This window comes from Methylibium sp. (assembly GCF_013817365.1).
Taxonomy (GTDB): Bacteria; Pseudomonadota; Gammaproteobacteria; order Burkholderiales; family Burkholderiaceae_C; genus Methylibium.
This window is the reverse complement of record NZ_JACDCU010000174.1, coordinates 1-7599: the sequence shown is the minus strand read 5'-3', so window position 1 is coordinate 7599 and position 7599 is coordinate 1. Positions and strand designations below refer to the sequence as shown.

At 70.2% G+C, this 7599-nt stretch carries 6 protein-coding genes; 5 read left to right on the top strand and 1 reads right to left on the bottom strand.

The window, feature by feature from the left end; all coding sequences use genetic code 11:
- Together H0W38_RS11720 and H0W38_RS11715 are read left to right on the top strand one after the other, a co-directional pair.
- Window positions 1-202: hypothetical protein (locus H0W38_RS11720; RefSeq protein WP_292454147.1), on the top strand; the 202-nt coding region annotated here is incomplete at its 5' end.
- An 8-nt stretch (window positions 203-210) separates the two neighbouring features.
- Window positions 211-1074, top strand: a complete 864-nt coding sequence (locus H0W38_RS11715; protein WP_292454146.1) for a glycosyltransferase family 2 protein — start codon at window positions 211-213, stop codon at window positions 1072-1074.
- Window positions 1075-1133: 59 nt separating this feature from the next.
- On the opposite strand, the gene H0W38_RS11710 is transcribed toward H0W38_RS11715, so the two are convergent.
- A complete protein-coding gene (locus H0W38_RS11710) occupies window positions 1134-1802 on the bottom strand; it encodes a M48 family metalloprotease (RefSeq protein WP_292454143.1) in 669 nt (222 codons plus the stop codon).
- Window positions 1803-1966: 164 nt separating this feature from the next.
- Between H0W38_RS11710 and H0W38_RS11705 the strand changes: the two genes are divergently transcribed.
- The 3 genes from H0W38_RS11705 to H0W38_RS11695 all read left to right on the top strand — a co-directional run.
- Window positions 1967-2320, top strand: a complete 354-nt coding sequence (locus H0W38_RS11705) for a hypothetical protein (protein ID WP_292454142.1) — start codon at window positions 1967-1969, stop codon at window positions 2318-2320.
- A 112-nt stretch (window positions 2321-2432) separates the two neighbouring features.
- On the top strand, window positions 2433-2918 hold the full coding sequence (locus H0W38_RS11700) for a hypothetical protein (RefSeq protein WP_292454139.1): 486 nt from the start codon (window positions 2433-2435) through the stop codon (window positions 2916-2918).
- 209 nt (window positions 2919-3127) lie between these two features.
- Window positions 3128-7599, top strand: a 4472-nt coding sequence (locus H0W38_RS11695; RefSeq protein WP_292454138.1) for a CHASE domain-containing protein, incomplete at its 3' end; no start/stop codon positions are given.

Genomic DNA, 7599 nt, shown 5'->3' with positions numbered 1-7599 from the left:
GTGCGAGCCGCTGCTGGTGGATGCGGGCGCCATCGTCGGCTACGGGAGCACCGACGTGAACGACCCCGCCAGCGGCCTGCACGACCGTACGCGCGTGGGCGTCAACTCCCACGGCGGCTATCACTCGCTCGACCCGGGCAAGCTGACCACCGCCCCGATGTTCGGTCAGCAGGCGGCGGACAAGGTGCTGCAAGCGCTGTAGCGTCGGCAATGAACACCTCCGAACGCACACCTCGCGTGGTGGCCTGCATGCCCACGTACAAGGCCGAAACCTTCATCGAGCCCACGCTGCAGTCGCTGGCCGCGCAGACCTACGCGAACCTGCAGGTGTTGATTTCCGACGACGCTTCGCCCGACGGCAGCTTCGATCTGTGCCGGCGATTCGCCGAAGGCCGCCCGCAGTTCGAAGTGCATCGGCAAGCACGCAACCTCGGCTGGATCGGCAACGTCAACTGGCTGCTCGAGCATGCCGAGGCCGAGTACGTGTTCTTCGCCTTCCACGACGATCCGCTGGAGCCCGGCTACGTGCAGGCCCTGGTCGAAGCGCTGGAACGCTCTCCCGACGCGGTGCTCGCCTTCACCGATGCGATCGTCGACTTTCGCGGCGAAAGCGAGTCGTGGGTGCGCCCCATGAGCTACACCGATCTCGAAGGCCTGGGCAGCGCACGGGAGCGGCTGGCCGTGCTGGCACAGCGGACCGGCCTGTGGTGGCTGCCCAACCGCGGCCTGTTCAGAAAGTCCGCAGCCCTGCGCGTGGGCGGCATGCGCCGGCATCTCGGCGGCGAATTCTGCGCGGACTGGCCCTGGCTGCTGCACCTGAGCCTGCTCGGCTCCTTTACGCGCGTGCCACAACCACTCGTGCGCAAGGTATGGAGCCACGAGGGGCTGTCGAAGTCGTGGCGCTGGAGTGCGCACAAGCGCATCGCCGTCACCCTGGCGTGCCTGAGGGAGATCCTGCGTGCCGATCTACCCCTGAACGAGCGCATGCGGCTGGCGGCGGATTTCAGCGGCTACTGGGTCGTACGCTGGGCGCTCTCGGCGGCGCGCAGCGTGGCACGGGCGACGCGATCCTGATGCTACCGATCGCGCGCAGATCGACCTGCGCAAACCGAGCCGGGCATTTCTGCCAATGTTTACCGAGCGGCCATCGGGTGGTTGTCGCGCGCCTGCAGCGAACGGATGTGCGCGAGTCGATCGTGCGTCCCGGGGTGCGTGGCGGTGCGCTTGACCATCGGCAGGCGGCGAAACAACAGCTCGGCGGTATCGGTCGGCTGGCCCATGCGGTGCAGCACGTCGTGCGCGAAGGCGTCGGCTTCGTATTCCTGATCGTGTGCGAGTTGCGAAGCCTCACGGCCGAGCGGGCCGGCGACAGCATCCGTCTTTTGCTGCACCACTTCGTCGGGGATGTACTTCTGATACAGGCTCGAGAGCTGGTTCCAATGGCCGTGCGACACATGGCCGAGCTCATGAGCCAGGATGAACTGGCGCTCGCTTTCGCTCATGTCGGCCAACGAGGCATTGGCAACGACGATGCGGCCCAGCAGGCAGACCGCCAGCATCGGCCCGCGCACCACCATCAGGCGCACCGCCACCGGCGTGCCTACCTTGGTGAGGAGGTGCTCGAAGCTGGCCTCCACGATGCGCGCCTCGCGGCTGTCGGCATGCACTTGCTGCGCGGCCAGCGAATCGAACTGCATCTGCTGAGACCGTTCGAGCACCTGCTCGATGCTCTCCCCGCCCCACGTCGGGGCCGCAAAGCACAGCGAAAGCACCAGAGTTGATCCGAGGACGGCAGCACGCATGAGGGGCTCCAGACTAGGCTAGGGGTATCTACCGACGTAGTGCAAGCAACGTGCCCATAGCGGGAACCCATCGTGGGCCGCTTCGTCAGCGTGCTCCAAGGGTCAAAGCGCGCCGGGAACAACCTTTGCTGCTCAGCAGGATTGCAATGCGACAGGAGGGCGTCATGAGCACACCCACAACCGACAGGACCGCGGCCAGGAGCCCACGGCAGGACGACTCCCTGGTGCAAGGTGGGCCGGGCGATCAGGCCGGCCCCTTCGCCGACCCGCGTGACACCGGCCAGACCGGCAGCCAGCGAGGCCGGCCGCAACAGCAGGAATCTGCGACGGCACAGCGCGGCGCGGAGGGCGGCTTGCCGCCGTCGAGCGGAGAGCAACAAGACCGTCATGATGAGCGCGTCGTCACCGACATGGAGCGCAAGGCGGGAACCCCGGACGATCGTGCCACCACCGACTGGGCTCACGGCGAGGGCGAGCCGAAGATCACGCCGCCTTCGTCAGACGAGCCGCGGCGCTAGCCAGTACCACCACTCTCGCGCCGACCGGCCAAGCAGGCGGAGGGGGCGAAGGCTCGTGCAAGGAACGCGACTTGCCGCACTCCAGGACCCTGTCCTTGTCGAAAGGCACCTCATGAAGCTTTCCACCACGCTCGCCGCCGCGGTACTCGCGGTCACCGGCTCCGCGTTCGCCCAGACCTCCACCGGCACCGGCACCGATACCGGCGCAACCGGCACGATGCCGACGCCGCCGCCCACGGCGCCCGAAGCGGGCGCGATCATCCAGTCCCCGCCGCCCGCACAAGGCGGGCGAACCGGCACGACGTCGGTCGCACCGCAGCCCGGGGTGAGCGTGCAGCCCGGCTCCACCGCCACGGGCATGCCGCCCGGCACCGTGCCGCCCGACGCCACCGGCCCGGGCACGCTGCCGGGCACCGTTCCCGACACCGTGCCGCCGGGCACCGTGCCCGGTACGCTGCCACCGCCGACGACCTCCCCGGGCATCGTGCCGCCGGCGACGCTGCCGCCGGGCAGCACCACCGCGCCGGGGACCGTGCCGCAGACGGCGTCCCCGGGAACCACCGTGCCGCCGATCACGCCCCAGCCGGGAACCCGGTAGACGCCGACGCGGCAAGCACGGCGCACGCGCCGCGCGCGATTCAAGCGAGGCCCGAGCGCGTGATCCTGCCGGATCCGACGAACTGAGCTGTTCTCGGCGCGCTGTTCAGCGCTTGCGCGTCGGCTCAACGTCCCATACTCGATGCGATTCGGTGCGGCTGTCGCATCGACACGCTGTGCCCTGTCCGGCGCCCGGGACGATCGACTCCGATGCATTTGCGCTCTGCCGTGCCTGGCCTGCTTCGGGAAAGTTTCCTTGCCGCGGCGCTCGCCGCCGTGATCTCGGCCCTGGTGCTGCGGCTGGCCGCCCCGAGCGGCGCCTCGACCCCCGCCCTGGCGCTGCTGCACCTGCTGCTGTTCTCCCTGCTGGCCGTGCCGGCCGTTCTGTGGCGCTGCTCGGTCGCCCGCTCCCGGGCCGATCCTGAGAGGCCCGGCCAGGTCAGCGCCTCGTGGCGCCTGCCCCTGGCCCTGAGCGTGTGCGTGCTGCTGGGCGGCTTCGCGCTCACGTCGACCGGCGCCTGGTGGCTGCACCAGGACATCCGGCAGGCGGCCCGTGCGCGCTTCGAGCGCCAGGTCGAAACGCTGCAAGCGGAGATCGAGCGCCGCATCAACCAGCCGATCTACGGCCTGAAGGGCGCCCGCGGCGTTTTCGCGGCCAGCCGCAGCGTGGAGCGCGCGGAGTTCCGCGCGTACGTCGAATCGCGCGACCTACCGGTCGAGTTTCCGGGCGTGCGCGCGTTCGCTTTCGCGCAGCGCGTGCTGCGCAAAGACCTGGAGCGCTTCATCGCCCTGGAGCGGGCCGACAGCGAGCCGCACTTCGACGTGCATCCCCGCGGCGACGCGACCGAGCTGCATGTGATCAAGTTCATCGAACCGCTGCCCGCCAACCGCGCGGCCCTTGGCTTCGACCTCGGCTCGGAGGCCGTGCGGCGCGAAGCCATCGACCGCGCCGCCCGCACCGGCGAGCCGACCCTCACCGGGCGCATCGCGCTCGTGCAGGACGGCCAGCAGCGCCCCGGCTTCATCTACATGCTGCCGCTGTTTCGGCAAGGCAGCGATCCTGTCACGCAAGCGCAGCGCAAGGCAGCCCTGCTCGGGCTGTTATGCGCGCCGATCATCGTGGCCGAGGTGCTGGACGGCAGCTTCGAGCTCAACGAACGGCGCCTCGACTTCGAGCTCTTCGACGGCTCGGACAACGGCGACGGCAAGCTTTTGTACGCCGCCGAGGAGACCGGGCACGGCGAGCGAGCGGCGGGGGCGGCAGCGGGGCCGCACGAGGCAGGCCGCCTGTTCGCAACCTCCGTGGCCATGGTGATCGGCGACCGCGCCCTCACGCTGCGCGTCCGCAGCAACCGGGAGTTCGAGGACAGCTTCGACCACTCCACGCCTATCCTCGTGGGCCTGGGCGGTGCGCTGCTCAGCGCCGTGCTGGCGCTGTCGGTGTGGCTGCTGGCGGCGGGCCGCGAGCGCGCGCTGGCCCTGGCGGGGCGGATGACGGCCGATCTCGACCGCCTGGCCAAGGTGGCCGAGCGCACCTCCAACCTCGTCGTCATCACCGACGCCGAGCGGCGCATCACCTGGGTCAACGAGGGCTTTACGCGCGTGTCCGGCTACTCGCTCGCCGAGGCGCTGGGGCGCTCGCCGGGCGAACTGCTGCAGTTCGAAGGGACCGACCCGGCCACGGTCGCGGCGCTGCGCCAAGCACTCGATGCCCAGCAAAGCGTGCGCTGTGAAATACTCAACCGCAGCAAGAGCGGCCAGGACTACTGGCTCGACATCGACATACAGCCGCTGCGCGACGCGCAGGGCCGCCTGAGCGGCTTCATGGCCGTGCAGACCGACATCACCGCCAGCAAGGCCGCCGCCGGCGAGCGCGCGCGTGAGAAGCAGCGCCTGGCCGACATCCTGGAAGGCACCAACGTCGGCACATGGGAGTGGAACGTGCAGACGGGCGAGTACCGCTGCGACGAGCGCTGGGCCGAGATGATCGGCTTCTCGCTCGCCGAGCTGGCGCCGCTGAGCAGCCAGAGCTGGCTCGACCGCGCCCACCCCGACGACCTGAAACGCTCGGGCCAACTGCTGGAGCGGCATTTCAGCCGCGAGCTCGATTACTTCGAGTGCGAGTCGCGCATGCGCCACCGCGACGGCCGCTGGATCTGGGTGCTCGACCGCGGGCGCGTGTCGTCCTGGACCGCCGACGGCCGGCCCGAATGGATGGCCGGCACGCAGATGGACATCACCGACCGCAAGCAGGCCGAGGAGAGACTCAACGCAAGCGAGGCCTTCCTCGAGCGGGCCGGCCGCATCGCCGGCGTGGGCAGCTGGGAGCTCGATCTGGCCACGCAGCGGCTGAGCTGGTCGGCGCAGACCCGCCGCATCTGCGAGGTCGCGGCCGACTACGAGCCCACGCTCGAGCAGGCCCTGGACTTCTACGCCCCCGAGTCGCGCCCGCTCATCGAGCGCGCGGTGCGCAGCGCGATGGAGGATGCTGCGCGGCCCTGGGACCTGGAGCTCGACTTCATCACCGCCACGGGCCGCGCCATCCGGGTGCGCGCCGTGGGCGAGGCCGAGTTCGCCGGCGGCCGGCCGATCCGTTTGGTCGGCACTTTCCAGGACGTGACGGCGCGCCATGCGATGGAAGAGGAGATCCGGCGCAGCAACACCGTCATGCGCAGCGTGCTCGACGCTGCCTCGGAAGTGGCCGTCATCGCGACCGGCACCGACCTGAAGATCACCGTCTTCAACCGCGGCGCCGAACGGCTGCTCGGCTATGCGGCCGGCGAGGTGGTGGGCCTGCACACGCCGGCGCTCTTCTCCGACCCCGAGGAAGTGATCTCGCGCAGCGTCGAGCTCAGCGCGCAGCTCGGCCGGCCCGTGCGCGGCCCCGCGCTGGTGCTGGATGCGGCGCTGCTCGGCCAGGAGCGCGAATGGCGCTACGTGCGCAAGGACGCCAGCCGCGTGAGCGTGTCGATGGTGGTCACGGCGATGCGCACCGACCGGGGCGAACTGCTCGGCTACCTGGGCGTGGCGCACGACGTGACCCGGCGTAACGAATACGAGGAATCGCTGCGCCACGCCATGCGCCAGGCCGAGCAGGCCAGCGTGGCCAAGAGCCGCTTCCTCGCCAACATGAGCCACGAGATCCGCACGCCCATGAACGCCATCCTGGGCATGCTGGCGCTGCTGCAGAAGACCCCGCTCACCGCGCGCCAGCTCGACTACGCCGGCAAGACCGAAGGCGCGGCGCGCTCGCTGCTCGGGCTGCTCAACGACATCCTGGACTTCTCCAAGGTCGAGGCCGGCAAGATGGCGCTCGACCCGCAGCCCTTTCGCATCGACCACCTGCTGCGCGACCTGTCGGTCATCCTCTCGGCCACCGTGGGCGACAAGGACGTGGAAGTGCTGTTCGACATCGACCCCTCGGTGCCGCGCAGCCTGCTGGGCGATGCCCTTCGGCTGCAGCAGGTTCTCATCAACCTGGCCGGCAACGCGGTGAAGTTCACGTCGCAAGGCGAGGTGGTGATCGGGCTGCGCGTGGCGGAGCGCAGCGAAGCCGACGTGCTGCTCGACATCTGCGTGCGCGACACCGGCATCGGCATCGCCCCCGAGCACCAGGCCCGTATTTTCGAAGGCTTCTCGCAGGCCGAGGCCTCGACCACCCGGCGCTTCGGCGGCAGCGGGCTGGGCCTGTCGATCTCGCAGCGGCTGGTGGAGCTCATGGGCGGCACGTTGAGCGTGCAGAGCACGCCCGGCTTGGGCAGCAGCTTCGGCTTCCGGCTGCGCGTGCCGGTGGCGGACAGCGCCGATGCCGCGGGCGCGGCCGACGCGGCCAACGCAGCCGGCGCGGCCTTGCGCTCGCCGCTGCGCGCCTTGATCGTCGACGACAACGCAACGGCACGCGAGCTGCTGGCCGGCATGGCGCAATCGCTGGGCTGGCAGGCGGACATGGCGGACAGCGGCGAGCAGGCCCTGCACCTGCTGCAGGCCCGCGCCGCGGCCGGCGCCGCCTACGAAGCGGTGTTCGTGGACTGGCAGATGCCCGGCATGGACGGCTGGGAATGCAGCATGCGCATCCGTGCATTGGCCGGTGGCGCATCGCCCACGCCTCTGCTGGTGATGGTGACCGCCCACGGCCGCGAAATGCTCGCGCAGCGCAGTCCGCAGGAGCAGGCGCTGCTGAGCGGCTTTCTCGTCAAGCCGGTCACCGCTTCCATGCTGTTCGACGCCGTGACCGATGCGAAAGCGGCACGGGATGGACCGCCCGCACCGCACGAGCGCCAGGCCTCTCGCGGCACGGACCGCCTGGCCGGGCTGCGCATCCTGGTGGTCGAGGACAACGCCAACAACCGTCAGGTGGCGCAGGAACTGCTGAGCGACGAGGGCGCGATCGTGTCGCTGGCCAACGACGGCCGGCAAGGGGTGGACGCCGTCCTGGCCGCCGCGCCGCCTTTCGATGCGGTGCTGATGGACCTGCAGATGCCGGTGATGGACGGCTACGCCGCGACCGCGAGCATCCGCCTCCACCCGCGCCTGGCCGCGGTGCCCATCATCGCGATGACCGCCAACGCCATGGCGTCCGACCGCGAAGCCTGCCTGGCCGCCGGCATGAACGACCACATCGGCAAGCCCTTCGACCTGGGCCACCTGGTGGCCACGCTCAGGCGCCATACCCGTCGCAGCGC

Excerpts from the sequence above, each read along its gene's own strand:
- H0W38_RS11700 (WP_292454139.1), top strand. The coding sequence starts at position 2,433 with ATGAAGCTTTCCACCACGCTCGCCGCCGCGGTACTCGCGGTCACCGGC.
- H0W38_RS11715 (WP_292454146.1), top strand. The coding sequence starts at position 211 with ATGAACACCTCCGAACGCACACCTCGCGTGGTGGCCTGCATGCCCACG.
- H0W38_RS11710 (WP_292454143.1), bottom strand. The coding sequence starts at position 1,802 with ATGCGTGCTGCCGTCCTCGGATCAACTCTGGTGCTTTCGCTGTGCTTT.
- H0W38_RS11705 (WP_292454142.1), top strand. The coding sequence starts at position 1,967 with ATGAGCACACCCACAACCGACAGGACCGCGGCCAGGAGCCCACGGCAG.